General features: G+C 71.5%; 13 protein-coding genes. 3 read left to right on the top strand and 10 right to left on the bottom strand.

All coding sequences use genetic code 11. The features are described from left to right. Positions 1 to 374 precede the first annotated feature (374 nt). Positions 375 to 653, bottom strand: a complete 279-nt coding sequence (locus JJJ14_RS01960) for a type II toxin-antitoxin system Phd/YefM family antitoxin (RefSeq protein ID WP_201444550.1) — start codon at positions 651 to 653, stop codon at positions 375 to 377. Positions 654 to 873: 220 nt separating this feature from the next. On the opposite strand from JJJ14_RS01960, the gene JJJ14_RS01955 reads away from it, so the two are divergent. The 3 genes from JJJ14_RS01955 (at position 874) to JJJ14_RS01945 (ending at position 10,579) form a co-directional block, all read left to right on the top strand. Continuing rightward, on the top strand, positions 874 to 7,449 hold the full coding sequence (locus JJJ14_RS01955; protein WP_201444549.1) for a DEAD/DEAH box helicase: 6,576 nt from the start codon (positions 874 to 876) through the stop codon (positions 7,447 to 7,449). Between the two features lies 1 nt (position 7,450). After that, positions 7,451 to 9,934, top strand: coding sequence for a 3'-5' exonuclease (locus JJJ14_RS01950; protein ID WP_201444548.1), 2,484 nt, complete (start codon positions 7,451 to 7,453; stop codon positions 9,932 to 9,934). A gap of 441 nt (positions 9,935 to 10,375) precedes the next feature. Continuing rightward, positions 10,376 to 10,579, top strand: coding sequence for a DUF3073 domain-containing protein (locus tag JJJ14_RS01945; RefSeq protein WP_003781441.1), 204 nt, complete (start codon positions 10,376 to 10,378; stop codon positions 10,577 to 10,579). 266 nt (positions 10,580 to 10,845) lie between these two features. On the opposite strand, the gene purM is transcribed toward JJJ14_RS01945, so the two are convergent. The 9 genes from purM to gdhA all read right to left on the bottom strand — a co-directional run bounded on the left by purM (position 10,846) and on the right by gdhA (position 25,701). Beyond that, a complete protein-coding gene (gene purM / locus JJJ14_RS01940; protein WP_201444547.1) occupies positions 10,846 to 11,991 on the bottom strand; it encodes a phosphoribosylformylglycinamidine cyclo-ligase in 1,146 nt (381 codons plus the stop codon). A 143-nt stretch (positions 11,992 to 12,134) separates the two neighbouring features. Continuing rightward, positions 12,135 to 13,829 carry an amidophosphoribosyltransferase gene (gene purF, locus JJJ14_RS01935; protein WP_442859494.1) on the bottom strand — a complete coding sequence of 565 codons (1,695 nt, stop codon included), beginning with the start codon at positions 13,827 to 13,829 and terminating at the stop codon, positions 12,135 to 12,137. Between the two features lie 232 nt (positions 13,830 to 14,061). Further along, positions 14,062 to 15,753, bottom strand: coding sequence for an RNB domain-containing ribonuclease (locus JJJ14_RS01930; protein ID WP_201444545.1), 1,692 nt, complete (start codon positions 15,751 to 15,753; stop codon positions 14,062 to 14,064). A gap of 134 nt (positions 15,754 to 15,887) precedes the next feature. Next, positions 15,888 to 16,325, bottom strand: a complete 438-nt coding sequence (locus tag JJJ14_RS01925) for a sterol carrier family protein (RefSeq protein ID WP_201444544.1) — start codon at positions 16,323 to 16,325, stop codon at positions 15,888 to 15,890. A 567-nt stretch (positions 16,326 to 16,892) separates the two neighbouring features. After that, complete coding sequence (locus JJJ14_RS01920) at positions 16,893 to 19,064, bottom strand: PTS fructose transporter subunit IIABC (protein WP_201444543.1); 2,172 nt, start codon at positions 19,062 to 19,064, stop codon at positions 16,893 to 16,895. Positions 19,065 to 19,309: 245 nt separating this feature from the next. Further along, the gene (locus JJJ14_RS01915; RefSeq protein ID WP_201444542.1) at positions 19,310 to 20,320 is read right to left on the bottom strand and encodes a 1-phosphofructokinase family hexose kinase; all 1,011 of its coding nucleotides are present in this window, start codon (positions 20,318 to 20,320) and stop codon (positions 19,310 to 19,312) included. Then, the gene (locus JJJ14_RS01910; protein WP_201444541.1) at positions 20,317 to 21,081 is read right to left on the bottom strand and encodes a DeoR/GlpR family DNA-binding transcription regulator; all 765 of its coding nucleotides are present in this window, start codon (positions 21,079 to 21,081) and stop codon (positions 20,317 to 20,319) included. Before JJJ14_RS01910 ends, JJJ14_RS01915 begins: the two co-directional genes overlap by 4 nt. 516 nt (positions 21,082 to 21,597) lie before the next feature. Further along, on the bottom strand, positions 21,598 to 24,027 hold the full coding sequence (locus tag JJJ14_RS01905) for a bifunctional metallophosphatase/5'-nucleotidase (RefSeq protein ID WP_201444540.1): 2,430 nt from the start codon (positions 24,025 to 24,027) through the stop codon (positions 21,598 to 21,600). 336 nt (positions 24,028 to 24,363) lie between these two features. Further along, on the bottom strand, positions 24,364 to 25,701 hold the full coding sequence (gene gdhA, locus JJJ14_RS01900) for an NADP-specific glutamate dehydrogenase (protein WP_010614362.1): 1,338 nt from the start codon (positions 25,699 to 25,701) through the stop codon (positions 24,364 to 24,366). Positions 25,702 to 25,785: the final 84 nt, after the last annotated feature.

Below are 25,785 nucleotides of genomic sequence, written 5' to 3'. Positions count from 1 at the left end.
AATGGGCAGGCGTAATAGTTAGCCCCTTCGCCCAAATCCTCCCTTGGATCACCCGTTCTCCTTGCCGGGGAGGGAGGGCTTGGGAAGGAGGTGAGGGCCGTGTCCAAGCCGAAAGGCCGACGCGCACACGTCCGCAAGGGCAAGGTAACGGCCCGGAAGATGAGCGACATACTGAACTCGATCGCTCGCATTGTCCGGGCCGTCGGTGTCCTTGTGGATGCCCTCAGCAAGTGGATCGGCTAGACCATCCCCTTGCTAGGGGAGTCGCCCGGATGGCACCCGGGTGGCTCCCCACCATTATGGCCAGCCCCGCTCAGCCCTGTCCACAGCACGACGAGTCCTACTAGGGATGTCCACGAATGGGGCTCGAAACCTCACGTCGAACCGACCGCACCCTCTGTCCCGAGGCCTGCCTTGACCTCATCCCAGGAGATGGTGCCGCGCTCGGCGATCTCAGCGCGGGCGGCCTCGGCGGCCTCAAGGTCCGCCAGGTCCTCTGCAGCCTGGGTAAGCCGCTCCAGGTCATCCGCGTCGATCACCGCGGCCACGCGGCGACCCCGGCGGGTCAGAAAGACGGGCTCATGGCTGGCACGGACGTTGTCGACGATCTCATCGAGGCGGTTGCACGCAACAGAGACAGGCAAGTCGGGCATGATCCCAGTATGAGTGAAGGTCGCAGTTTTCACGCCTTGTCACCAATAAGCGACTCAGGCTCCGCTTCTTCCCTATCCTCACTGCGGTAGCCTCTGATCTGCGGGATCACTCCCGGAACAACGACGATCCGCACGATGTGGCGCCGGCCCCGGCAGACACCACTCCCGTACATCATTCGCCATCATCCACCCCACCGCCCATCACCACCACGCTCCAGCTATGACGCTCCTTCTCCCTAGTCTCCAGGCCGAACGCATCCGTCGGTCCATCGTCGACTACCTCTCGACAACCTTCGCCCTCACCGACGCCGAGCCGCGGCGCGTGCTCACCGACTTCCTGGAGGACGAGAAGCACGGAGTCTTTGTCGGCCCCTTCGTCCGCCTGCGCCTGCCCTACCTGGCCGCGAGCGCCCGCCCCGGCACAACCGACCCGGCCCACCCCACCGACCGCCCCCTCGACTGGGACCCGGGCCTCACCCCTTACCAGCACCAGGAGGACTCCTACCGGCGCCTGACCACTAAGGGCGGCCACCGCCCCGAGCCGACCATCGTCACCACCGGCACCGGCTCAGGTAAGACCGAGTCCTTCCTCCACCCCGTCCTCGACCACGTCCTGCGCGCCCGCGCCCAGGGCGTCACCGGCATCAAGGCCCTCATCCTCTACCCCATGAACGCCCTGGCCTCCGACCAGGCCAGCCGCCTCGCCAGCCTCATCACCAAAGACCCCGCCCTGGCCGGCGTACGCGCCGCCATCTACACCGGGGACTCCTCCGCCAGCCCCCGCAAGCACGTCACCGCCGACTCTCTCATCACCGACCGCTACGTCATCCGCGACAACCCGCCGGACATCCTGCTCACCAACTACAAGATGCTCGACCAACTCCTCCTGCGCCCCGAGGACCGTGAGCTGTGGCGGGCCTCAGCCGGGTCGCTCACCTACCTGGTCCTCGACGAGTTCCACACCTACGACGGCGCCCAGGGCACCGACGTCGCCATGCTGCTGCGGCGCTTGGGCCTGACCCTGCGCGCCCATCTGAGCGCCGACGACCCCCGCCAGGAGGCCTTCGTCTCTGCCCCGCTCGGCCCCGTATGCCCGGTGGCCACCTCCGCCACCCTCGGCGACGGCGGCGACCCCTCCCAGATGCTCGCCTTCGCCCGCGATGTCTTTGGAACCGACCTGCCCACCAGCGCCGTCGTCACCGAGACCCGCGCCGACCTCGACCAGTGGGCCGCCACGCACCACCAGGTGGCCGAGTCCAAGGGCCTGGCCGGCCGCGCCCTGCACCTGCGCTCCCTGCCCGGTGAGAACCTGCAGGCCCTGGCCCACCTCGCCGAGGCCGGCTCCCCCAACCCCGAGGAGCTGCTCCGCGACGTCGTCGCCCACCTCTACGACCTGCCCGAAGAGGTGGAGGACACCCTCGACGCCGCCGGACTCGCCACCGCCCTCCAGGCCCACCCCGATGTCCTAGACCTCGTGCGCGCCGCCGAGCGCTCCACGTCGCTGGCCGACCTCGCCCGGGTCCTCCTGGGCCCCATCCCCGAGTCGGGTCTGGCCCGGCGGGTCCTCTCCGCGATCCTGGCCGCCCTGTCCGTCGTGCGCGCCGGACTCGACGGCAAACCCGACCGCAGCGCAGTCAACGTGGAGGTCACCCTGTGGATCCGGGAGGTCACCCGCGTCGACCGGGCCCTTAACTCCCTGCCCTCCTTCCGCTGGGCCGACGCCGCCTCCGAGCAGACACAGGTCGAGGAGCCCGCGCGCCCCGCCCTGTACTGCCGCTCCTGCGGGCGCTCCGGCTGGGGCATCGTCCTGGCCCCCACCGGCCAGAAGGAGAAGGACGACCAGACCCACGTGCGCCGCGACCGCAAGACCGGCGACCCCCGCTTCCGGGCCCTCCTGCACGCCCCCGGGGAGGACGCCGACTACCGCACCCGCGCCGAGGCCGGCGAGATCAACCTGGAGGCCCGCCACCCCGGGCTGCGCTGGTACTCCATCAACAGCCGCGAAATCCTCACCCGCCGCCCGGACCAGGAGAGCACCGAGGCCAAGGAGGGCCTCGTCCTGCCGGTCCTCATGCTCACCGGGGACGAACGCAGCATCACCGAGGACTCCACCAACGACGTCTGCCCCTCCTGCGGGACCAAGGACTCCATCCGCTTCCTCGGCTCGGCCGTCGCCACCCTCCTGTCGGTGTCCCTGACCACCCTGTTCGGCGACGACGCCCTCGACAACACCGAGAAACGCGCCCTCATCTTCACCGACTCCGTGCAGGACGCCGCCCACCGCGCCGGCTACGTCAACCAGCGCTCCCACACGATGAGCCTGCGCTCGGCCCTGCGCGGGGCGCTGCGAGCAGAGATGCCCATCGAGGAGTGGGCCGAGGCCGCCCTCGACGACGCCCAGGCCAGCGCCTTCGACCGCTACCGGCTGGTCCCCGCCGCCCTGTCCGAGCACCAGCGCTTCAAGCCCTACTGGGACCCGAAGGCCCCCGCCTCCAAGCGCAGCCGCGCCAAGCCGCACGTGCGCCGTCGGCTCCTGTTCGACATCGCCCTGGAGGTGGGTCTCCAGTCCACCTACGGGCGCACCCTGGAGGCCACCGGCTCGGTCACCGTCCACGTCAGCGCCGGGCGCGCCAACACCCTGGTGGCCCTGGCCCGTCAGGCCCTCGGCACCGACCAGCAGGGCGTCCTCGACGGCTTCAAGGACACCAGCGACGCAGCCCTGCTCGCCTGGGTGCGCGGCACCCTGGAGCACATGCGCCGCGAGGGCGCCATCGACCACGAATGGCTCTCGCACTACAAACGCGACGACGGCAAGCGCCTGTGGATCTGGTACAAGCGCGACCGCAATCAGGGCCAGCCGGCCTTCCCCACCGGGCGCGCCGCCCCGGCCTTCCCCCAGGTCGGCGGCGGCCTCGACACCCGCAAGTCGGCCTTCACGCCAGTGGGCTCCTCGAAGTCCTGGTACGCCACCTGGGCCCGCAAGTGCCTGGGGGTCGTGCCGACCCACGCCTCCCGCCTGGCCTGCGCGCTCCAGGCCCATTTGGCCAAAGCCGGGATCCTCAGCGTCACCACCACCGACTCCGGCGGCACCGTCTACGGGCTGCCGGCCGGCCGCGTCGTCGTCTCCCCGCTGCGCGAGACCACGCGCGAGGCCCTGCTCCTGGTGTGCGACACCTGCCGCACCCAGCTGCCCGCCGCCATCGCCACCGTCGACCAGCTCGACAGCGCCCCCTGCCTGGCCGCCACCTGCCCCGGCCACCTGAGGGCCCAGCCGCACCCGGCCGAGAGCTTCTACCGCAGCATGTACGCCGGGGCCCACGTGCGCCGGGTCGACTCCCACGAGCACACCTCCCTGCTCGACGCCAAGGAGCGCGCCGCCGTCGAGACCGGGTTCAAGCGCCCCACGCAAGTGCCCGGTGACCCCAACGTCCTCGTGGCCACCCCCACCCTGGAGATGGGTATCGACATCGGGGACCTGTCCACCGTCATGCTCGGTTCCCTGCCGGCCACCGTCGCCTCCTACGTGCAGAGGGTGGGCCGCGCGGGCCGCCGCAGCGGCTCGGCGCTCGCCCTGGCCTACGTGCCCGGCAGGCGCAGCCAGCTCCCGATCCTCGACGCCCCGGATCGGCTGCTCAACGGCTCCGTCGCGCCGCCGTCAACCTACCTGGGAGCCGAGGAGATCCTGCGCCGCCAGTTCCTGGCCTCCGTCATCGACACCCTCGCCCGCGAGAACCACCCGGCCATCCCCTCCGGCGGTCACGGCGGCGGCACTGCGAAGACCGCGCTGGGTGCCACCGGCGAGGGCTCGCTCATCACCACGCTGTGCGAGCGGATCGAGCGCGATGGCGCCTTGCTGGTGCAGGCCTTCACCGACGCCTTCCAGGAGCGCACGCCGGCGCTCGATCGACTCAGCAGCTGGGTGACCCAGGACGCCGGTGCCGGGCCTCGCGAGATGCTCCAGCGGGCCGCGGCCGAGCACCGCGCCGAGTCCGAGCAGCTCCACCGTCAGGAGCGCCAGATCCGTGAGGCCCTGCCCGAGCTCAAAGTCGCCGCCGAGCGCCCCAACGCCACCGAGGAGGACACACGAGCCCATCGCTCCGCCGAAGGAGCCCGGAAGGCCGCCGAGTCCCGGATCTTCGACCTGGATCGTGAGCACTGGGTCTCGGCCCTGGAGCGCCACGGCATCCTGCCCAACTACACCCTCATCGACGACTCCGTGCGTCTGTCCGCCCGCGTCTCCTGGCGCGACCCGGACGACGACGAGTTCCACTCCGAACCCTGCGACGTCGATCGAGCCTCCGTCCACGCCCTGCACGAGTTCGCCCCCGGCGCCACCTTCTACACCCGCGGTCTGGAGATGGAGATCGAGGGCATTGACGCCTCCGACCTGAACAACCAGGCCCAGTGGTGGTTCTGCTGCAAGGCCTGCGGCTACATCGACGTGCGCGAGCCGCAGGAGACCCGGCCCGCCGCGCCCACGGAGTGCCCCAGGTGCCGCGACACCGACATTGCCGAGGTCGGACGCGCCCGGCGGGTCCTGCGCCTGAGCCGGGTCTTCGCCGACGTCTCCCAGGACGACGCCCGCATCGGGGACTCCAGCGACGAGCGGCTCCGCACCCACTTCGAGGTCCTGCCCCTGGCTGACTTCGACCCGACCCGCGCGGTGCGCCAGTGGAACGTGGAGGCCTCCGGGTTCGGGGTGACCCGCTACCGCGGCATGAACCTGCGCTGGCTCAACACCGGGCGGCCTCTGGCCGGTCAGAGCGTCGACCGGGTCTCCGGCAACGCCCTCTCCTCGCGGGACTTCCGCCTGTGCGAGGCCTGCGGCAAGCTCGATACGGACACTCGGGCCTCCTCCGCCCGTGAGCACCGGCCCTGGTGCCGCTACCGCAGCGACTCCGCCGAGCACGTGATCGCCGTCGACCTCATGCGCGAGCTGAGCACTGAGGCACTCGCCTTTGTCCTGCCGCTGGGTTTCGCCACCGACCGGGTGGGGGTGGACTCGCTGGCCTCCGCGATCCTCCTGGGACTGGAGATCACCACCGGCGGCTCCCCCGACCACCTGGGCATCGCCTCCGTCCCCCACCCCGTGGCCGGCGGCGCCCCCGGCGAGACCCGCCCCGCCCTCCTGCTGCACGACACCGTGCCCGGGGGCACCGGTTATCTCACCGACCATGACGACTCCAGCCGGCTCTGGAACCTCCTCATCCGCACCGGCCAGCACCTGGAGAGCTGCCCGTGCCGCGCCGAGGGCAAGGACATGTGCCCGGACTGCCTGCGGCCCCACGCTGTTTCCGCCGAGGTCACCCGCGCCGCGGCCCTGCACGCCATCGGCCAGCTCTTGGGACGGGAGGACACCGGCACCCTGGACACCGAGGGCGTGTTCGCCGAGCTCGACCCGGAGGTCCCCCAGTGGACGGTCACCGACGAGGCCGTGCGCGCCGGCACCGGGGAGAGCCCCCTGGAGGTGCGCTTCCGCGCCGCACTCGCCGAGCTCCTGAGCAAGCAGATGGCCGTGCGCACCACCAGCGACCCCTCGGGCGCGCCCGCGTTGGAGATCGACGGGGGCCGCTGGCGGATCCGTCCCCAGCTCGATGCCCGCGGCACCCGCCCCGACTTCACCTGCCTGCGCCCCGGAGGCCGCAGTCCCATCGCCATCTTCACCGACGGCCGCAGGTACCACGCCAGTCGCGCGCACAACCGTCTCGCCGACGACGCCGACAAGCGTGCCCGTCTGCGCGCCGCCGGCTACCGGGTCATCTCCGTAAGCGTCGAGGACCTGGACGGGCCGTGGAACCCGGCCTGGCTGAATGAGGCCACCGTCGCCCAGCTCAAGAACGGCTCCCTAGGGGCCTCGCGCGCCGGCGGCGTCACCGACCAGGCCATCGACGCCTGGCGCGGCGGGCCAATGGCGCTGCTGGAGACGATGCTCAGCGATGACAACGAGGAGCCCGAGACCAGTCCAACCACCGCCGCCCTGGCGGCCCTGGCCGACTCCGCCTGGGGACCGCTGATGGTCGGCGCCTACCACCACTTACCCTTAAGCAGGACCGCCTCCCTGCAGCACTCCCTGGTCCCAGAGACTGATTCCGAGGAGGACACCAGACGAACTGTGGCGGACCCACTGTGGGAAGCGTTGCGTGTGCTGCGGCCTGAGGCCGAGCTGCCCGAGCCGGCTGGTGCTGCTGATGCCGCAGACGCTCCTGCCGCGTCGAAGCACTCCGGTTCGGTCTTCGCCATCCCCCACCTTGCCCTGGCAGTCCAGCTCACCGGCTCCTCCACCACGGGGATGGCCCTCGTGCTCGACGACTCCGATGAGGCTTTAGGGAGTCCCGAGCACTCGGAGGCCTGGCTGGCCTGGCTGCGGCTCAGCAACGTGCTCGCCCTGGCTCAGGTGCCCGTGGACATCACCACGACCAGCCGGGCCCTGGCCGAGCTGCGCGCCCGCGCCCAGGCCGAGGTCGCTGTGGCCGACGTCGCCGGCAGCCCGGCCACCATGAGCGATCTCGGCTGGGACGACGTCGACCAGGACCTCACCCCCGAGCCTGTCCTCGCCCTTCTGCCCCACCTGGCCGCGGCCGGCCTCCCCCACGAGGGCGACGGCGTCGAGGTCGACGGCATCATGACGGAACTGTCCTGGGCCGCGCCCAGGGTTGCTGTCCTCGCCGATCCGCTGGACGGCGACGAGGAGGCCCTGACGGCGGCCGGCTGGCGCGTCATCGTCGTCGGCGACGATCCGGCCCGCACCGCCACCGACATCTGCGCGCTCATCCCCGAGCTCCTGGAAGGACACTGACATGGCCACGATCCTGTTGCCCAGCAGCAAGACGAAGGACGCCACCGCCAAGGACCCCTCCCTCAGGGCGAAGATCGGGCCGTTCATCAGCAAGCTATCCACCATGACCACGAGCTCGGGGCTGCACCTGGAGCCCATTCGTGGATCGCGGGACCGGCGCGTGCGCACCGCGCGCGTCACCGACTTCTACCGGGCCGTCCTGTTCGAGCTCACCGCCGACGGTGAGGTTGTCTACGTCATTCACGGCATCTGGCCGCATGACGAGGCCATCAAGATCGCCGAATCCGTCACCGTCCACGTCAACCCCCGCAACGGCATCACCGAGGTCGTCAACGTCGGGGACCTCATCGGACTGGATCCCCGTGCCGTCGAGGAGGCGCGGCGCACGGCCCAGGCCGAGCTCGCCGCCGCCCAGCGCGAGGCCGACGAGCTCGCCCGCGAGACGGCCCGCATCCAGGCCGCCAACGCTGAGGCGCGCCGTCGCAACGAGGAAGCCAGAGGAGCCGACGCCGGTTCCGCGCCCACCCAGGCACCTGGCGAGCCGGTTGGGACGGGGGGCCAGCGGGGTGAAGAAGAAACGGCGGCCGGAATGGCCGTCGGGGCCGCCGCTGTGCCGGGCGCCGTCGTCGTTCCCAGCCGGGACCAGGCACCGGTGTGGCCCGACGGGCTCACCGTGGAGATGCTGCACGACGAGCTCGGTATTGACGTCCGGCTCGGCGCAGCAGCGCTGGCGGCGCAGCGCGAGTCCCAGCTCCTCGACCTGGCTTCCACCGCCCGGGTCACCTGGCAGGGCGAGGCGCTGCTCAACCTGGCCACGGGGGCGACGATCGAGGAGATCCGTGAGGACTTCGGGCTGCGGCCCTCGCGTGACGTGTCCGCAGAGCCCACCGACGCCGACCTCATCGCCGGTCTGCGCACTCGCGCGGCGCGCTCGACCTTCACCTGGTTGGAAAGTGATGAGGACCTGCGCCGCGCCATCGAGGGGCTCAGCTTCGCCGAGTGGCAGCTCTTCCTGCACCCCCAGCAGCGGGCCCTCGTGGAGCGGCGCGCGAACGGCCCCATGCGTCTCTCGGGCGGCGCCGGAACCGGGAAGACCGTCATTGCCGTGCACCGCGCCGTCGAGCTGGCCAAGCGGGACAAGGCTGACGGGCAGGAGCCACGGATCTTGCTGACGACCTACACGCGCAACCTCGCCGACGACCTGCGCCGCCAGGTCGCCCAGCTCGAACCACGGCTGCCCTTCACCGAGAAGCTGAGCGAGCCCGGAGTCATGGTCAGCGGCCTGGACCGGGTGGCGCGCATGATCCTCCAGCACGCCGGGGCCAAGATCTCCCCCATCGCCCAGGAGGTCATCGGCCAGCCGCGCGGGCGAGTACTCACCTACCCCCGGGAGAATGTGTGGCAGGAGGTCCTCACCCTCATGGGCGATGAGCTGCCCGAGGGGCTGCGCTCCGCCGACTTCCTGGAGTCCGAGTACGAGCTGATCGTGCTGCCCCAGCGCGTGACGACTCTCAAGCAGTATCTGCGCGTGCGCCGCCCCGGGCGGGGCGTGGCCCTGGACCGGTCCAAGCGGGCCGCCGTGTGGAAGGCGATGGAGCGCTACCGGGACCGCAGCGCCGACCTGGGCGTGACCTCCTTTGATGAACAGCTCGCACTGGCCGCCGCCTGGCTCGACCATGAGGCAGCCCTCGGCACGCCCCGACCTTTCCGGCACGTGCTCGTCGATGAGGCGCAGGACCTCACGCCCGCTCATCTCCAGCTGCTGCGGGCGCTGGTGGAACCTGGCCCGGATGACCTGTTCCTGGCTGAGGACTCCCACCAGCGCATCTACGGCAAGAAGATCACGCTGAGCCACTACGGGATCCAGGTGCGCGGGAGGTCGCGGCGGCTGACGCGCAACTACCGCACCACTCGTCAGAACCTCGATGTCGCCTTCGGGATCCTCGATCCCGGCACCTATGAGGACATGGAGGGGCAGGCCGAGGAGCACCACTACGTCTCGCCGCGTTCCGGACCCGAGCCGCTGCTGCTGCACGCCTCCGACCGCGCCGATGAGCTGAGCAAGGCCGCTGAGCTGCTGACAGTGTGGTTGGAGCAGGATCGAGACAGTGAGGACAGTGCCCCGGAGACAATCGCCATCCTCGTGCGCGACCGCTACCAGCGCGACGCCGTCGTCAATGGTCTGGCGCAGCACGGGGTGGAGGTGCGCGCCGTGGACCGTGAGGCAGCGGGGCGGGGAAGGCCCGTGGTCATGACGATGCACCGTGCCAAGGGGCTGGAGTTCCGCAAGGTACTGCTCTTCGACGTCTCGATCAACGCGATCCCTCGGTCGCTGCGGGACCAGCAGTACTCCGACGCAGACCGCGACGACGCCCTCCTGCGGGAGCGCTCACTGCTGTACGTGGCCGCGACCCGCGCCCGGGACCAGCTCACCATCTCCTGGAGCGGCGAGGCCAGCCCTCTCATCACCGCCCTCGCGCCGTAGGTTGTGGCCTCTCGGGAAACCATCCGTCGCATCGGCACACGGTCCTCTCGCGGGCGCCACCCCCGCACATGTCAGGCCCGCCGCGTACGCCCCCGGCGAAGTGCCTGCCCCGACTCAACAGGCAGCCTCCCTTCCCATTCCCAGGAGTCCCCGAGCCAGCAGCCCCGCAACCTCAAGAATCCCCGCCTCTCTGGAGGAACGTCGGGTCGATATTGGGCAGCATCCGCAGGCCCACTGAGGGCCTACCGAAGACCCTCTGGGCAATCCCTATGGGACTCTTGGACCCCGTGTCCAACATGTGGGGTGTGCGTCACCACGAGTCTCTCCCGGTGTCTGAATGGTGTTCGCGACCATTGACGTTGTACGGTTGCCCCACGACATATTTGACCAGGAAGAGCGCGCCCACGTGCGCGCCGTGACACGTTGGAGGGGGTCGAGCCTATGGGGCGCGGCCGTCAGAAGGCCAAGGCAACCAAGGTTGCCCGTAAGCTCAAGTACTTCAGCCCGGAGACTGATTACAAGGCTCTGGAGCGGGAGCTCGTCTCAGCGTCCTCGGGATCTGAGCCTGACGACGAGATCGACTACGAGGAGCTGGCTGCCAAGTATGCCGTCGACGACGACGACTGGGACGAGGGCGGCAAGTAGCCCCACCCAGTGAGGGCCGGAGGAATGCACCTGCCGGCCCTTCCTCGCGCCTACGAACGCGCACGTCGAGACTGTCGGGCGGCCATCCGTGTCACTCTCGGCGACTTTTCACTCCCGAACCGAACCACCTGTGTCGCATCGACCCAGGTCAGGACGGTGCTGCCCTGACCCGTTTCTCCAGAACCGGCCCGGCGAGGTGTGAATAGTCGCCATCCGTGACACCTCGCGACGCGAACGCCCCGCTGGCACAGCGGGGCGTTCGTGGCTCAGGCAGTCCGGTAGGTGCCGTGGATGTCGACCGCTCCCCCGTCGACGCCCTTCGTGCCGGAGACGACCCGCCCCTGGGCCTCATACTTCCCGGCGTCGTGCACCTCGCCCAGCACCCAGGCGGGGATGTCCGAGCCCTCGGCGACCCGCAGGACGGCGTCGACCACACCAGGCTCAACAACGGCGACCATCCCCACGCCCAAGTTGAGGGTGCCCTCGAGGTCCTCCCACGGCACCGAGCCGAGCTCGCGCACGGTGGAGAACACCGGCGGCACCGTCCAGGAGGAGCGGTCGACGTCGGCGATGAGCCCAGCCGGCAGGACCCGGGCGACGTTGGCGGCCAGCCCCCCACCGGTGATGTGGGACAGGGCGTGGATCGGCCCCGGGGCGGCCGGCGAGGAGAGGGTCTCCAGCATGGCCAGGCACACGCGGGTGTACAGGCGCGTGGGCTCGAGCAGCTCCTGACCCAGGGTGCGGCCGAACTCGGGGACCTCGCGCTCCAGGCCCCAGCCGGCGTGCTCGATGACGCGGCGCACCAGAGAGTAGCCGTTGGAGTGCAGCCCGGAGGCGCCCAGGGCAACCAGGACGTCACCGGCGCGCACCTTCTCGGCGCCGAGCATGCGGTCGGCCTCGACGACGCCGGTGGCGGCCCCGGCGACGTCGTACTCGTCGGGGGCCATGAGGCCGGGGTGCTCGGCGGTCTCCCCGCCCAGCAGCGGGGTGCCGATGGCGGCGCAGGCCTGGGCGATGCCGCGCACGATGTCGGCGATCCGCTCGGGGACGACGTGCCCGCAGGCGATGTAGTCGGTCATGAGCAGGGGGCGGGCCCCGACCACGACGATGTCGTCAACGACCATCCCCACCAGGTCCTGGCCGATGGTGTCGTGGATGTCGAGGGCCTGGGCGATGGCGACCTTGGTGCCCACTCCGTCGGTGGAGGTGGCCAGCAGGGGGCGGCGGTAGTCGCGCAGGGCGGAGACGTCCACGAGCCCGGCGAAACCTCCGACGCCGCCGACGACGGCCGGGGTCATGGTGGAGGCCACGGCGTCCTTCATGAGCGCGACGGCCCGGTCCCCGGCGGCGGTGTCCACGCCGGCGTCGGCGTAGGTGATGGCGGGGGCGGGCTGCTCAGGCTGCTGGGTCATGTGGGGGCTCCTTGTGGACTCGGGTCGAAGGTGCGGTGGCGGGCGGAAAGGGGCGAGGGCGCAGCGGGTGGCCGGTACGCATCGCCGACGGCGGACTCGGGCGGACCGGGCGGACCGGGGCGAGGCGGGCACCGGGGCCCTGGTTAGGTCGTCGACCCCAGGGGGCTGCCGGAGGCCAGGTCCGGGCGGGTGATGCTGCCCGGCGGCACGGTGCGGCCGGCGTCGTCGGCCTGATCGCGGCGTCGACCGCGGTAGGCGGTGGGGACGCGGCGCACCGGGATGGCGGCGCCCGTCAGGCTGCGCACGGGCGGCGGGATCGGGTAGTCGCCGGTGAAGCAGGCCAGGCACAGGTCGTCGGCCTTCTGGCCGCTGGCGGCCACCATGCCTTCGACGGACAGGAAGCCCAGGGAGTCGGCGCCGATGGATTGACCGATCTCCTCCACGCTCATGCCGGTGGCGATGAGCTCGGCGCGGGTGGCGAAGTCGATGCCGTAGAAGCAGGGCCACATGACCGGCGGGGAGGAGATGCGCACGTGGACCTCGGCGGCGCCGGCCTCGCGCAGCATCCGCACCAGGGCCCGCTGGGTGTTGCCGCGCACGATGGAGTCGTCGACGACGACGAGGCGCTTGCCCTCGATGACCTCGCGCAGGGGGTTGAGCTTGAGGCGGATGCCGAGCTGGCGCAGGGTCTGGGTGGGCTGGATGAAGGTGCGCCCCACGTAGGCGTTCTTCACCAGGCCCTGCCCGTAGGGGATGCCGGATGCCTGGGCGTAGCCGATGGCGGCCGGGGTGCCCGACTCCGGCGTGGCGATGACGAGGTCGGCCTCCACCGGGTGCTCGCGGGCCAGGGCCGCCCCCATCTCGTTGCGCGAGGTAATGACGCTGCGCCCGGCGATGCGGGTGTCGGGGCGGGCCAGGTAGACGTACTCGAAGACGCAGCCGGCCCGGCGGGCGGTGGCGAAGCGGGTGGAGCGCACGCCGTCCTCGTCGATCTCGATGAGCTCGCCGGGCTCGATCTCGCGCACGAAGGCGGCGCCGACGATGTCCAAGGCGGCGGTCTCGGAGGCCACGGCCCACCCGTTGCCCAGTCGCCCGAGCACCAGGGGGCGCACCCCGTGGGGGTCGCGGGCGGCGTAGAGGGTGCGCTCGTCCATGAAGACCAGGGAGAAGGCGCCGCGCAGCATGGGCAGAACCCGGCGGGCGGCCTGGTGGACGCTCAAGGGTGCCGGTGCGCTGTAGACGGCGTCGAGCTCGGCGTCGTCGGTGATGCCGGAGGTGAGGATGTCGGCGGCCGAGTCCCAGCCCTCCAGGGCGCCGTGCTCGGAGACGAGGTTGAGCAGGGCGGCCAGGACGGCGGTGTCGGTGGAGGAGCCGCGGCCGAGCTCGCCGCTGAGGTCCTCCCCGGAGGTGGCGTGCACGGCGTCCATGAGCTCGCGGGTGTTGGTGAGGTTGCCGTTGTGGGCCAGGGCGAGGGTGGAGCCGGCCGCCGGACCGAGCATCGGCTGGGCGTTCTCCCAGGTGGTGGCGCCCTGGGTGGCGTAGCGGACGTGGCCGACGGCGATGTGGCCGGCGAGGTTGGACAGGGCCTGGTCGTCGAAGACCTGGGAGACCAGGCCGAGGTCCTTGTAGACGAGGATCTGGGAGCCGTTGGAGGTGGCGATGCCGGCCGACTCCTGGCCGCGGTGCTGGAGGGCGTACAGGCCGAAGTAGGTCAGGCGGGAGACCTCCTCGCCAGGGGCCCAGACGCCGAAGACGCCGCACTCCTCACGCGGCGAGGGCTCGAGCTCGTCGGCGTGGTCGTCGGGCAGGACGGTCAGGCCGGGGACGCCGGTGGGCACCTCGGGCGCTGCGGGAGCCGCAGGGGCCCCGGGGGCCTCAGGGGCCGCCGGGTCGGGCGGGCTCGGGCGGCTGGTCCGCCCCAGGGGCTCGGAGGAGTCGGCCCGCGGTGTGGGGCGGGCGCCGTCGGGATGGTCGGAGGTGATCTGCGTGGGGTTCTCACCGGTGCGCACACGCACAGTCTGTCACGCCCGGGCGCCGTCTGACCATTGCGTCCGCCGGAGCCGGTCCGTTTCAGGGGTGCTCCGGCCGCAGGAGCTGGAAGCGGATGCCGGAGGCGGGGTCGGCGGACAGGAGGCGGACCCGCACGCGCTCACCCACCGGGAGGCCGCCGTCTAAGGCCTTCGTGCCGGCGCGGATCTCGGTGACGACGGCGGGCTCGGCCAGGACGAGCTCGCCGCGGCCGTCACGCTCGGAGGTGATGACGCCGTCGAAGACCTCGCCCTCGTGTCCGCGCAGGACCAGGGCCTCCAGGGCGGTCAGGGCTCCGCGGCCGATGGCGCGGGCGCGCCTGCCGGTCTGCTCCATGACGGCCGGCAGGTCGGGCAGTGCCTGGAGGACCCACTCGGGCACGGGGGCCTGGGCGCAGGCAGCGATGCAGACCTCCTCGCCGTAGCGGTCCACGAGTCGGCGCAGCGGCGCGGTGACGTGGGCGTAGCGGGCGGCGATCGCGGAGTGGACGGCCTCCTCGGAGTCGGCGGCCTCGTCGTCGGCGGGGACCCCGACCCCGCCCACCCCGAAGGCGAGGTAGCCCGATCCGCGGAAGAGGGACATGGCCTGCTCCATGAAGGCCGCGTGGGCGGGGATGGCGTGGTCCAGACCGCGCACGAGCTCGGGGTAGGGCTGGGCGGCCGGCCAGTCGATGCCCAGGGCCGCGGCGACGCGCCGCAGGCGGGCGTAGTCCTCGGGGCGCGCCGGCGGCAGGGTCCGCAGGATGCCGATGCCGCACTCGACCATGATCCGGGCGGCGCACATGCCGGTGAGCAGGGAGATCTGGGCGTTGTACTGCTCGGCGGGCACGGGCACGCGGTAGGCGAGCCGGTAGCCGGCCGGGCTGGCGCTCTTGGCTGGGTCCGGGTCCCCCGCATCCTCGGTCGGTGACGCCGGCTCCGTTGCCTGTGCTTCCTCTGTTGCTTCAGCTGCCTCGGTCACCTCGACGACCTGCTCGGGCGTGGTCATGCTGATGCCGCCGCGGGCGGCCTCGCGCTCCAGGCGCAGGCGGCCGATCTCGGCCAGGAGCTCGGGCAGGTCGGCCGGCGCCTCCTGGGGCAGCGCGCCCTGCCCGTCGATGGCGGCCTGGACCTGGGCGTAGGTGAGGCGCGCCCGCGAGCGCACGAGGGCTCGCTCGACGCGGGCGGAGACGACCTCACCGCGCTCGTCGAGGTCGATGGTCCACAGGCAGGCCGGGCGCTCGGCGTCCTGAAGCAGGGAGGCGGCGCCGTGGGAGAGGACCTCCGGGTGCAGGGGCGTGGCGGCGTCGGGGGCGTAGATGGTCTCGCCGCGCCGGCGCAGCTCAGTGTCCAGGGCGCCGCCGGGGGTGACGAAGGTGGCCAGGGAGGCAATGGCGTAGTGGACACGGTAGGTGGCCGCGGGCTCGGGGGCATCCCCGGCCTCCCTGGCGGCCGTGCCGGCCTGGTCAGCATGGTCCGCTTGTGCGGGCAGGCGCTCCAGGAGCACCGCCTGATCGAGGTCCATGGAGCCGGGCGGGTCGATGGTGACCAGCTCCAGGTCGCGGGCGTCGCGGGCGCCGTCGGCCAGGAGACGGGCGGGACCATCCTGGGCCCAGGCGCCGGCGGCGGCCTCCGCCTCGACGAGGGCCTCGGGCGGGAAGGCGGTGGGGACCTCGTAGTGCGCGCGCAACGCGTCCAAGGTCCGGGCGACCTCGGCGGGCGGGGCGGTGTAGGTGCTCAGGCGCGTGCGACTCATGGGATGAACCTACCCGCGCCGGCCCTCGGGGCAGTGCCCAACGGGCGCGCGCAGCCCCCAGCCCACCCCCACACATCGACCAAAACTTCAGAATCGACGCGGCTCCGGGTCGATTTTGAAGAAAATGTTGATGTTTACCCGGGGAGCCGGACCAGGGGCAGGTAGGCGGACAGGTCGCAGCGCTCACCGGAGGCGTGCAGGGTGCCGTCGGCCAGGGCGTCCTGCCAGGTGAGCCGGCCGGTGGCCAGGGCCAGCCAGGTGGCGGCGTCGGTCTCGACGACGCTGGGCGGGGTGCCCCGGCGGTGGACGGTGCCGGCGACGGCTTGGGTGACGCCGAAGGGCGGGACCCGCACCTCGACCGAGCGCCCGGGCGCGCAGGCGGCAAGCTCCTCGAGGGTGTAGCGCACGGCGGTGGCGATCACCCGACGTCGGGCGGCCCGGTCGGCAGGACTGACGGAGTCGGCACCGCTCCCAGCTCCGGCCGGTTCGTCGTCGGACGTGCCCTGCTCCTGGGCCCACTGGCGCAGGGCCTGGGCGCCGGCGTCGGGGTCGATGCGTCGTCTTGCAGCCATGGCGCGAAGCCTATGCCGGAGCAGCCCGGAACTGGCAGGCGATCCCAGCCCGACGGCGCCGCGCGGCAGCCCCGGCCCATCGGGGACTGCGTTCTGCGCCCAGGACGTACTTCTCCCCCAAACGACTGCGCCCGGGCCGTCACCTTCTGTAGGAGAACGCAGTCCTCGATCGAAAGGTACGTCCTCGATCTGGGGCGGCACAGTCCACAGGGACGTTCCGCGCCGTCGGGGACGCACGACCGAGTGCGTGTCGCCCCAGGCGGGGACACTGCCTCGCAGCCGGGGGCATCCTGCGCGGCAGGGTGCGTACCGTCCCGGCCGGGGGCATTCGACGCCGTCGGGGACAAGATTCCTGTCCCCGCACGCGCGGAGTGTCCCCGGCCGGAGCGGAGTGTCCCCGCACGCGCGCACTGCACCCGTGGGCGAGAAAACGTCCCCGGCCGCGTGAAGCGTCCCCGCCGAAGGACACCCAACCTCCCGGACTCAGCCCCTGAGGTCCTCACACGCGTCGTGCGGGGCCCCACACCTGGCGGGACCCCGCACGACGCGGTGATGAGGCTTGCCGGATCAGGCGGCAGCCGCGGCCTGCGCCTCGGCGCCCTTCTTACCGTCCGCATTACGCCCCAGCCCCTTGAGGACGATGACCAGCGCGGTGCTCACCACCGTCCCGGCCAGGATCGCCAGGAGGAAGCCACCGAAGTGGGTGATGGCGAAGGCGACGAACACCCCGCCGTGGGGCGCGCGCGAGCCGACGTGCATCGCCATGGTCATCGCTCCGGTGATCGCGCCGCCGACCATGGTGGCCGGGATGACGCGCAGCGGGTCGGCGGCGGCGAAGGGGATGGCGCCCTCGGAGATGAAGGACAGCCCCAGCAGCCAGGCGCTGCGCCCGTTCTCGACCTCGGCCTTGGTGAACAGCCGCGAGCGCAGGAAGGTCGCGGCGGACATCGCCAGCGGCGGCACCATGCCGGCGGCCATGACGGTGGCCATGATCTCGTAGGGAGCAGTGTTGCTGGCGCTGGCCGCGGACAGTCCCGCGGTGCCGAACAGGTAGGCGGCCTTGTTGACCGGCCCGCCCAGGTCGAAGCACATCATGAGCCCGAGGATGATGCCGAGCAGCACGGCCGACCCTCCCCCGGACATGGAGGTCAGCCCGTCCTGCAGCGCGGTCATGAGGGCGGCAAGCGGCAGCCCGAGGACCAGGTACATGACGGCGCCGACAACCAGCGTGGTGCCCAACGGGATGATGACCACGGGCATGAGCCCCCGCAGCCAGGCCGGCACGCTGAGCCCGGCGAGCCAGGCCGCGAAGTAGCCCGCGAGGATGCCGCCGACCAGGCCGCCGATGAACCCGGCCCCGACCTCGACCGCGACGACCCCCATGACGAACCCGGGCGCGATCCCGGGCCTGCCGGCCAGCCCGAAGGAGATGTAGCCGGCCAGCGCCGGGACGAGGAAGCTCATGGCCGCCTGCCCCAGCAGGAACAGCGTCCACCCGATGTACAGCAGCAGCCCGGACTGGGAGACGGTGATCGTCTCAGTGCCGACGACGTCGCCGGCCGAGTTCTTGATCTCGTGGACAAACTCGTTGCCGGGCAGGTTCCACAGGGAGTAGTCGCTGATGGAGATCTTCTCGTAGAGGTTGGCCACGTCGTACCCGGCCAGGAGGAAGCCCAGCGCAATGAGCAGACCGCCGGCGGCCACAAAGGGGATCATGTAGGACACCCCGGTCATGACCGAGCGCTGCAGGCGCCGGGCCCAGTGCTCGGAGCCCTCCTCGCTCTCCTCGACGGACTCGCCGCCGGCCGGCACGCGGGCGGCGCTCGGGTCGTCGACGGCGGCCAGGGCCTTGTCCACCAGGGAGCCGGCGTCGTTGACGGCGGCCTTGACGCCGACGTCGATGACGGGCTTGCCGGCGAAGCGCTCGCGGCCCTTGACCGGCAGGTCGTGGGCGAAGATGACGGCGCTGGCCCGCTTGATGAGCTCGGGGTCGAGGGCGTCGATCTTGCCCGAGCCCTGTCCCTCGATGGCCACGGTGATGCCGCGGTCCTTGCCGGCCTGCTCCAGGGCCTCGGCAGCCATGAAGGTGTGGGCGATGCCGGTGGGGCAGGAGGAGACCCCCACGATGACGGTCTCACCCTCCGCCGGGGCCGCCGACGCCGCAGCGGCCTTGGTCTGCGCGGCACCGGACCCTGCGGCCGAGTCCGCGGCACTTCCGGCCTCACCGGCCTCACCGGCCGCGCCGTCCTCACTCTCCTCCCCGCCGTCGAGCAACTCGGGCTGGACCTGCTGCGTGACGATGCGGGTGATCTCCTCGGCGTCAGCGGCCTGGCGCAGGGCGTCGGTGAACTCGGTCTGCATGAGCCCGCGGGCGAGCTTGGCCAGGAGCTGGAGGTGGAAGTCGTCGGCGCCGTCGGGGGCGGCGATCATGAAGATGAGGTCGGCGGCCTGCCCGTCGGCGGCCCCGAAGTCGACCGGCTGCGCCAGGCGGGCGAAGCCGAGGCTGGGGGCCAGGACGTGGGGGCTGCGGCAGTGCGGGATGGCGATGCCGCCGGGGATCCCGGTGGGGGCGGTCGACTCGCGCTTCTTGGCGTCGGCGGCCAGGCCGTCGGGGCTGGAGGCCCGGCCGGCGCCGGCCACGGTGGCGGCCAGGAACTCGATGACGTCTTCCTTGCCCGGGCCGGCGTCGGCGTCGAGCGCGACCAGCTCGGGGATGATGAGGGGCTTGTTCTCGGTCATGGTCTTCCTTGGTGTCCGAGGTGCCGTCGCCCGGTGGGCTGCGGCGGGTCACAGGTGGTCAAGGGTGGTGGGCTGCGGTCATGCGGTCGGTGATGGTCAAGTGGTGGATCGGCGGGCGGGTGGTGAACAGTCGGTGGACGGTCAGTGGCGAAGCCGGCTCGGCGCTCGGTGGCCGGCAGCCGCCGGCGCATGCGGGGGCCGCGGGCTCGCGGGTCCGCTCCCCCGGCGCCTGCGGGCGCCCCGGCTCAGGAGAGCCGGGTGACGACGGCCGGCTGCTCGGGCAGGTCGGTGGGCGTGGGCAGAGTGGTTCCGGGCAGGGAGGCGGCGGCAGAGCCGTAGGCCATGGCGGTGCGCAGGCGCTCGGCCTCGTCGCCGCCGTTGACGTCGGCCAGGATGTAGCCGGCCACCGATGAGTCCCCGGCGCCGACGGTGGAGACCACCGGGACCTCGGGGGCGGTGGCGTGCCAGGCGCCGTCGGCGGTCACCAGGACGGCGCCGGCGGGGCCGAGGGTCACCATGACGGCACCGAGCCCCAGGCCCACCAGGAGGCGGGCGGCGTCGACGACGGGACCGTAGTCCCCTTGGACGGCGCCCTCCTCGAGGGCCATGGCGCGCTCGGCGGGTAGGCCTGCGAGCTGGCCGAGCTCCTCACCGTTGGGTTTGATGAGGTCGGGGGCCGATGCAGGCAGCTCGGCGGCCAGGGCCGCCAGGGGCTCATCGGAGGTGTCGACGGCGATGCGCAGCCCCGGGGCGGCCTCCCGCAGGAGCCCCACCAGGCGGGCGTACCACCTGGCCGGCGCGCCCGGCGGCAGGGAGCCGGACAGGACCGCCCAGTGGTGGGTGTCAGCTTCGGCCGACACCCCCGTGAGGGTGAGGGTCTCCAGAAGGGCCTGCTCGACGGCGTCGATCTCCTCCTCGTTCAGGCCCGCCCCCAGCTCGTTGAGCTTGGTGGTGGTGCCGTCGGGCTCGGTGACGGCGGTGTTGATGCGGGCGGGTCCGGCCACGGGCACGGATCGCACGGTGAGGCCGGGCAGCTCAAGGGCACCCAGGGCGGTGAGGATGGGGTCGTTCTCGGCGGCGGGCAGCACGGTGGTGGCGGCGCGCCCGGCGTTGGACAGGACGCGGGCGACGTTGACGCCCTTGCCTCCCGGTTCCATGACGACGCCGGTCAGGCGCTGGACGGCGCCGCGCTGCAGGGGCCCGGGCAGGGAGACGGTGCGGTCGAGGGACGGGTTGGGTGTGAGGGTCAGGATCATGCGACAAGGACCTCGGTTTCGGTGGCGGTGAGCTGGTCGATGAGTGTGGGCGGGAGCTCGACGTCAGTGACCAGGAGGTCGATGTCGTCGAGGGAGGCGAAGGAGACCAGGTGCTCTTGGCCGATCTTGGTGGAGTCGACCAGGGCCACCACCTGGCGGGCACTGCGCACCATGGTGCGTTTGACGGTGGCTTCGTCGGGGTCGGGCGTGGACAGTCCGTGGGCTGCGCTCAGGCCGTTGGCTCCCAGGACGGCGACGTCGACCCTCAGGGTGGACAGGGCCTCGACGGCTTCGGGGCCGACGGCGGCCTGGGTCAGTCCGCGCAGCTGACCGCCCAGGATCCGCACCCGGGTGCGTCCGGCGCTTGCCAACCAGGCGGCGGTCAGGACGGAGTTGGTGATGACGGTCAGGTCGGTGTCGCCCGGCAGGAGGCGGGCGAGCGAGCCGGTGGTGGTTCCGGCGTCGATGAGGAGGGTGGTGCCGGGCTTCGGTGCGAGCCGCGCCAGGGCGGCTCGGGCGATGGCCTGCTTGGCGGTGGGGTTGACCTGCTCGCGCTGGGTCACGCCGGTCTCCGGCAGGGCGGGGGCGGGGATGGCGCCGCCGTGGACCTTGCGCAGGGCGCCGCTGCGGTCCAGGGCAGTCAGGTCGCGGCGGATCGTCTCAGGGGTGACGTCGAAGTGCTCGGCGAGCTCGGTGACGAGAACCCGCCCCGCACCGCGCACCTGCTCCACGATCTGGCGGTGCCTGTCCTCAATGCGCATGTTCACCTCCTAGAAGGTCCGTGCCGTCAGCCCAGTACGCCCGTTCGGGCATCTAATCGACTCTGAATGTCTGAACAGACATGATAGTATGTCCGTTCAGACATTCATGTCCACCCCTTTGTGATCTACAATACAATCTATAGGTTGTTTTGAGAACAGGGTCCGCCCAACGGGCACCACCGCCCCATCGAGGACGTACATCGGCGCCCAGGACTGCGTTCTCCGACAAACGACTGCGGGCGCACCCCAGTAGCCCGGAGGACAACGCAGTCCCCGAACGGGAAGTACGTCCTCGGCGCGAACCGCAGTCCTCGCCGCCCAGGCCGCCCGAATGGTCCCCGATGACGCCCCGTCGTCGACGCCCCGCAGACAGCACTCGTGCCCGCCTCCCCGAGTGGGGAGGCGGGCACGAGTCTCGATCCGCATATCGCTGCGGTTCAGCCTGGAGCGGTCTGCGTCAGTCTGACCCAGCCGGCATCAGCCGACCCAGCCGACGTCAGGCAGCGTCAGACGGCATCAGTCGTTCTGCCGTCTGCGGCGCAGGATGAGGTAGCCGCCGACGACGAGCAGCGCGAAGGCGAGTACCCCCACGCCAAGTGAGGCGCCGGTGCGGGCCAGAGGACTATCACTGGCCGCCTGGTCCGGGCGCTCGGGCCCGGCTGCTTGGGCGGGTGCTCCGGACGCGGCCGGAGCGGCGGTGGCTGCGGGCTGCGCGCCGCTCCCCGCAGACGGCTCGGTGCCGCCGCCCACAGAGGTCTCACCAGCACCAGGGCCGCCCTGCGGGGTGGATGCCGCCTTGCCGCCGGCCCCGTCCGCCGCAGCGTCAGCGCCCGTCGCCGTGCTGTCTCCCGAGTCCACTCCGGGGTCGGCCGCATCCTCATCCTCGATCTCGACCGAGAAGCGGTTGAGAACCGTACCGGCGGCGTCGAGGGTCTCGACGGAGGCCCAGCGGCAGGTGGCGGCCTGGACCGTGCGACAGGCGCGAGTGGGGGCGTCGGCCGGGAAGGTGAGGTTGAAGTCGACCCGCCCGGTGGTCGGGCCGGTGGGGTTGACGGTGAGGTCGAGGTCCTTGGTCAGGATCTCCTTATCCCCTGCGCTGACGCGCACGCGCCGGGCGCCGGCGGCCTGCTCGGTGGGGTTGGTGTAGGCCAGGGAGTCCAGGGTCACGGAGACCGTGTCGGTGCTGCGCGCGCCGCCTGAGCTGATGTACACGGGCCCCACGGTCATCGCGGTCTGCCGCTTGGAGTAGTCGGCTGTGACGGGCTTGTCGCCGAAGGAGGCCAGGTAGGCGGAGGTGACGTCGCGGTCGAGGACGCCGGTGTTGGTCACGGGCTTGTCCTTCAGAACGGTGTAGCCGTCGCCGCCGGTCAGCAGGAAGGAGTTGGAGGCGACGACGACGCTGTCGCCGTCGGCCAGCGGCTTGCCGTCGACGAGGATCTCGCGGATCGCGGGGGCGGCCCCGGCCTCGCCCCCGTATCCGGGATCGGTGGTGGCCTCGGTGAGGACGTCGACATTCCGGGACAGCCCCAGGGTGAGGACAGGACGGCTGGAGCCGGGCTGCCACTGCTGGGACAGCAGAGTCTTGAGCTCGGCACCGGTGAGGGTCGTGTAGGCCATCTCGTTGCCGAAGGGTTGGACGGTGTAGGCCTCCCCCGAGGTCAGGACCCCATCGCCCTCCGAGCCGGAGGCGGCGTAGAGCAGGTCGGCGCGCACGCCGCCGGGGTTCATGATGCCCACGTAGCGGGTGGAGCCGGTCGGCTGGATGTCGGTGGCGAGCCAGCTGCGGAAGGACTCGGCGATGAGGTTGGAGGCGGTGGACTCGGTGCCGCGATTGGCGCCGGGGCCGGAGCCGTCCGAGCCGCGCAGGAAGTCCGAGCCGATCTTGGCCAGCGGCTTGCCGCCCTCGGTGGCGGAGTCCTTCTCCGCCTGGGACACGATTCCGGCGACGCCGTAGGCATCGGTGGCGCAGCTCGAGCTGCGCAGGTCCTTGTTGTCGGCGCTGACCACTGAGGTCTTCCGGCTGGCGGGGTCGTAGCTCAGGCGGATGCGTCCCAGTGCCCAGCCGTAGTGGTCGGCCTGGACGACGGCGATCTGGTTGCCCTCGGCGCCGGTGACGGTCTTGGCGAAGGGCACGTGGGTGTGCCCGGAGAAGACGGCGTCGACGTTCTTGGAGAAGCTCGTGGCTGTGGAGGCCGCGTCCTCATGGCTGAGCACGACGACGACGTCGGCCTCACCGTTGGCGGGATCGCCGTCCTTGAGCTCGGCGGCGCGGGTGTTGGCGGCGGCGACCGCCGGGCTCAGGGTGAGGGTGGACAAGGCCGAGGGTGACACGAGGGTGGGCAGCTCATCGGTGACGACGCCGACGAATCCGACGCGCACACCGCCGACTTCCTTGATGAAGGCTCCTTTGCCGCCGCCCTCGGCGCTCAAGGGAGCCGAGCCGGAGACGTTGGCGGCCAGGATCGGGAAGTTCGAGGCGGGCAGGATGCGCGTCTCCAGGTCGGTCAGGCCCTGGTCGAGCTCGTGGTTGCCCAGGGCGGAGACATCCAGGGACATCGCGTTGAGCGCCTCCATAGTGGGGCGGTCCTGGAGGATGGAGGAGACGTAGGCCGATCCACCCACGGAGTCTCCGGCGGAGACGAACAGCGTGTTGGGGTTGGCGGCGCGGGCGGAGGAGACCTCGCAGGCCAGCGTGACAGCACCGGGGTCCTCGACGGATGTCTGCCCGGTACCGCTGTCCGTCTGAGTGGTCCGGGAGATGTGGCCGTGCAGGTCGGTGATGCCCAGCAGGTCGATGGTGGTGGCGCCGGCGGCCGGAGGGGCAGCCGGGGCGGCCGGCTCGTCAGCACCGGCGGGAGGGCTGAGCGGGAAGGGACTGAGGGCTGTCAGAGTCAGCGCGCACATGACGGCGCTGACCCTGGCGGCCCGCGTAGGGCGCAGTCGCATGTCGTTCCTTATCAGGCGGAGGGATGGTGACCCGGGAGAAGATGAGGAGAGGAACATGCGTCACCGTATGCGACCCGGCGATACGGGGCATTATTTTTCAGGGCACTCACTGACGTTCATCAGACAGCGCTCGTGCCCACCTCCCCCGGGTGTCCGTCAGCGCCGTCGGGACCCGCCTCCACGGCGGGAGCGCGGCGAGGAACGAGCCGCGCGAATGGTTGCCGAGAGCGCCGATCCCACACCCACTCCCCCAAGCCACAGCGACGGCGTCCGCCGCCTCGTTCTCAGAGGCGACGGACGCCGTCGCTGTGGGCGCGAGCCCGGATCAGCCAGGTATCAGACGATGCCGTGGGCTATCATGACGTCGGCAACGCGGGTGAAACCGGCCGCGTTGGCGCCGAGCACGTAGTCGCCGGGGCGGCCGTACTCCTCGGCCGCGGCGACGCAGGAGTCGTGGATGTCGGCCATGATGCCGGTCAGCTTGGCCTCGGCGGTGGCGAAGTCCCAGCGGGTGCGGCCGGCGTTCTGCTCCATCTCGAGGGCGGAGGTCGCCACGCCACCGGCGTTGGCGGCCTTACCGGGACCGAAGAGGATGCCGGCCTTCTGGAAGGCCTCGACGGCCTCCGGGGTGGAGGGCATGTTGGCGCCCTCGGAGACCACGCCGCAGCCGCCCCGCAGCAGGGTGTTCGCGGCGTCGCCGTCGAGCTCGTTCTGGGTGGCGCAGGGCAGGGCGACGTCGCCGGGGACGTCCCACACGGAGCCGCCGGTCACGAGGCGGGCGCCGGGGCGGCGCTCGACGTAGTCGGCCACGCGGCCGCGCTCGACCTCCTTGACCTGCTTGAGCAGCTCGAGGTCCACCCCGGCCTCGTCGACGACGTAGCCGGAGGAGTCGGAGAAGGTGATGGGGGTGGCACCGAGCTGCTGGGCCTTCTCGATGGCGTAGATCGCCACGTTCCCGGCACCGGAGACGAGGACCTTCTTGCCCTCAAGGGACTCGCCCCTGGTGGCGAGCATGGACTGGGCGAAGAGCACGGTGCCGTAGCCGGTGGCCTCGGTGCGCACGAGGGAGCCGCCCCAGGCCAGGCCCTTACCGGTGAGGACACCGGCGTCGTAGGAGTTCCGCAGGCGCTTGTACTGGCCGAACATGTAGCCGATCTCGCGGCCGCCCACGCCGATGTCGCCGGCGGGCACGTCGGTGGAGGGGCCGATGTGGCGGGCCAGCTCGGTCATGAAGGACTGGCAGAAGCGCATGACCTCGGCGTCGGAGCGGCCATGCGGGTCGAAGTCGGAGCCGCCCTTGCCGCCGCCGATCCCCTGGGCGGTCAGGGCGTTCTTGAAGATCTGCTCGAAGCCGAGGAACTTGATGATGCCGGCGTTGACCGAGGGGTGGAAGCGCAGGCCGCCCTTGTAGGGGCCCAGCGCGGAGTTGAACTCGATGCGGAAGCCGCGGTTGACGTGGACCTGGCCGGCGTCGTCGACCCACGGGACCCGGAACATGATCTGGCGCTCGGGCTCGACGATGCGCTCCAGGAGGGCGCCGTCGGCGTAGTGGGGGTGCTTGGCGATGACGGGACCGAGGGACTCGAGCACCTCGTGGACGGCCTGATGGAACTCGACCTCTCCACGGTTGCGAGCCACAACCTGCTCATAGACCTTTTCGACAACGTCCTGCATGGGGGACTCCTTCGCCTAGCGGAATAAGCTCAGCACCTGGCTGGTCGCCGCGGCGCCGCGAGAAGACTTCCACCGAGACGTTCA

The sequence above is a fragment of the Actinomyces sp. HMT 175 genome (assembly GCF_016694895.1).
Classification (GTDB): domain Bacteria; phylum Actinomycetota; class Actinomycetes; order Actinomycetales; family Actinomycetaceae; genus Actinomyces; species Actinomyces oris.
The sequence above is the reverse complement of the archived record's forward strand: the minus strand, read 5'-3'. Positions and strand labels throughout refer to the sequence as shown.

Bases quoted from the DNA above. Each gene is read 5' to 3' on its own strand.
- JJJ14_RS01960 (WP_201444550.1), bottom strand. From the start codon at position 653: ATGCCCGACTTGCCTGTCTCTGTTGCGTGCAACCGCCTCGATGAGATC.
- JJJ14_RS01955 (WP_201444549.1), top strand. From the start codon at position 874: ATGACGCTCCTTCTCCCTAGTCTCCAGGCCGAACGCATCCGTCGGTCC.
- JJJ14_RS01950 (WP_201444548.1), top strand. From the start codon at position 7,451: ATGGCCACGATCCTGTTGCCCAGCAGCAAGACGAAGGACGCCACCGCC.
- JJJ14_RS01945 (WP_003781441.1), top strand. From the start codon at position 10,376: ATGGGGCGCGGCCGTCAGAAGGCCAAGGCAACCAAGGTTGCCCGTAAG.
- purM (WP_201444547.1), bottom strand. From the start codon at position 11,991: ATGACCCAGCAGCCTGAGCAGCCCGCCCCCGCCATCACCTACGCCGAC.
- JJJ14_RS01930 (WP_201444545.1), bottom strand. From the start codon at position 15,753: ATGAGTCGCACGCGCCTGAGCACCTACACCGCCCCGCCCGCCGAGGTC.
- JJJ14_RS01925 (WP_201444544.1), bottom strand. From the start codon at position 16,325: ATGGCTGCAAGACGACGCATCGACCCCGACGCCGGCGCCCAGGCCCTG.
- JJJ14_RS01920 (WP_201444543.1), bottom strand. From the start codon at position 19,064: ATGACCGAGAACAAGCCCCTCATCATCCCCGAGCTGGTCGCGCTCGAC.
- JJJ14_RS01915 (WP_201444542.1), bottom strand. From the start codon at position 20,320: ATGATCCTGACCCTCACACCCAACCCGTCCCTCGACCGCACCGTCTCC.
- JJJ14_RS01910 (WP_201444541.1), bottom strand. From the start codon at position 21,081: ATGCGCATTGAGGACAGGCACCGCCAGATCGTGGAGCAGGTGCGCGGT.
- JJJ14_RS01905 (WP_201444540.1), bottom strand. From the start codon at position 24,027: ATGCGACTGCGCCCTACGCGGGCCGCCAGGGTCAGCGCCGTCATGTGC.
- gdhA (WP_010614362.1), bottom strand. From the start codon at position 25,701: ATGCAGGACGTTGTCGAAAAGGTCTATGAGCAGGTTGTGGCTCGCAAC.